Source organism: Microvirga sp. P4_G7 (assembly GCF_056401005.1).
The window spans coordinates 1-1,452 of sequence record NZ_JBFUKD010000814.1 but is presented as its reverse complement, the minus strand read 5'-3'; the positions used below and the strand labels follow the sequence as shown (position 1 = coordinate 1,452).

Genomic DNA, 1,452 nt, shown 5'->3' with positions numbered 1-1,452 from the left:
CAACCCTGCCATGCAATCGGGAAACGGCCTCAGGAATTGGGAATGATCGCAACGCCACGGTTGGGCGGCAGGGTGATCGCAACCGACGTTCCGATCTCGATCGGCTCCTTGCGGCCATACTGAACGACGAACAATTCGCCGATCGCAGTTTCGATGTCGTACTCGACCTGTGTTCCGAGATAGGACGCTTTCCTGACGATCCCCGCGAGTGCCGTTCCCTGGGCCGTTCCTTCCTGAACGACGACGGCGTCTGGTCGCACGGCGAGCTTCACCGGCCCAGGCTTCACACCGCGGCTCGGCAATTGAACGCTCAGGTCGCCGATCTTGACCAGGGCCTGCTGACCGATGACTTCGACGACGTTGCCGGTAAGGATATTGGCGTCGCCGATGAAGTCGGCGACGAAAAGATCGGCCGGCTCCTCATACAACTCGCGCGGCGTACCGGTCTGAGCGATCCGCGCGTTCGACATCACGATGATGCGGTCGGAAACGGCGAGAGCCTCTTCCTGGTCATGCGTCACATAGGCGACGGTGAGATTGAGACTTTTCTGAAGTTCGCGAATGTCTTCACGCACGCGGCGGCGCAGCTTTGCATCGAGGTTGGAAAGCGGCTCGTCGAACAAGAGCACTTGCGGTTCCAGCACGAGCGCGCGCGCAACGGCGACGCGCTGCTGCTGTCCACCCGAAAGCTCCGAAGGGGCGCGTTTCTCCAGGCCCGACAGGCCAACGAGACCGAGCTTCTCGACCGCCATGGCTTCAGCCTGTTTCCTGCTGGCGCCTTGCACGGACGGCCCATACGCGACGTTCTCCAGCACCGACATGTGCGGGAAGAGGGCGTAGGACTGGAACACCATGCTCACGTCGCGGTCGGCTGCGGAGAGGCGTGTCACGTCGCGCCCGCCGATGAAGATCTGTCCTTCGCTCGCCATCTCGAGACCGGCGATCATGCGCAGCGTCGTGGTCTTGCCGCAACCGGACGGGCCGAGGAGCGTGACGAGTGTTCCGGGTTCGATGTTGAAGCTGACCGTATCGACCGCGGTGACATCGCCGTATCGCTTCGTCACGCCACGAAATTCGACCGAGGCCGCTTCCTTCTTGGAAGCGAGGCGGGGAAGAGGGGAGGTTGATGACATCTGGTTCATGCTGCTGGAACGGCGATGGGGGTCGTGGGGGCGCCTGCACTGCGTCGACCGAGGCGGCGTTCGCCGACGGCCAGCTGAATGGCCAGAATGGCGATCAGCATGACGAAGATGAGCACGGTGGAATAGGCGATGGCTAGTCCGAATTCACCGGCTTCGACGCGGCCGACGATATAGGTCGTCGCCATGTTGTATTCGGCGGTGACGAGGAAGATCACGGCGCTCACGGCCGTCATCGCCCGGACGAAGGAATAGACGAGTGACGCGACGATTGCCGGCCGGAGCAGAGGCAACACGACCCGTCGCATGGTGG

The 1,452-nt window shown here is 62.5% G+C and carries 1 protein-coding gene and 1 pseudogene; both read right to left on the bottom strand.

What is annotated here, in order from left to right; all coding sequences use genetic code 11:
* Window positions 1-29: 29 nt before the first annotated feature.
* On the bottom strand, window positions 30-1,133 hold the full coding sequence (locus tag AC1DT3_RS20940) for an ABC transporter ATP-binding protein (protein ID WP_477467123.1): 1,104 nt from the start codon (window positions 1,131-1,133) through the stop codon (window positions 30-32).
* A gap of 5 nt (window positions 1,134-1,138) precedes the next feature.
* Window positions 1,139-1,452, bottom strand: a pseudogene (locus tag AC1DT3_RS20935) (iron ABC transporter permease); the annotation flags it as partial.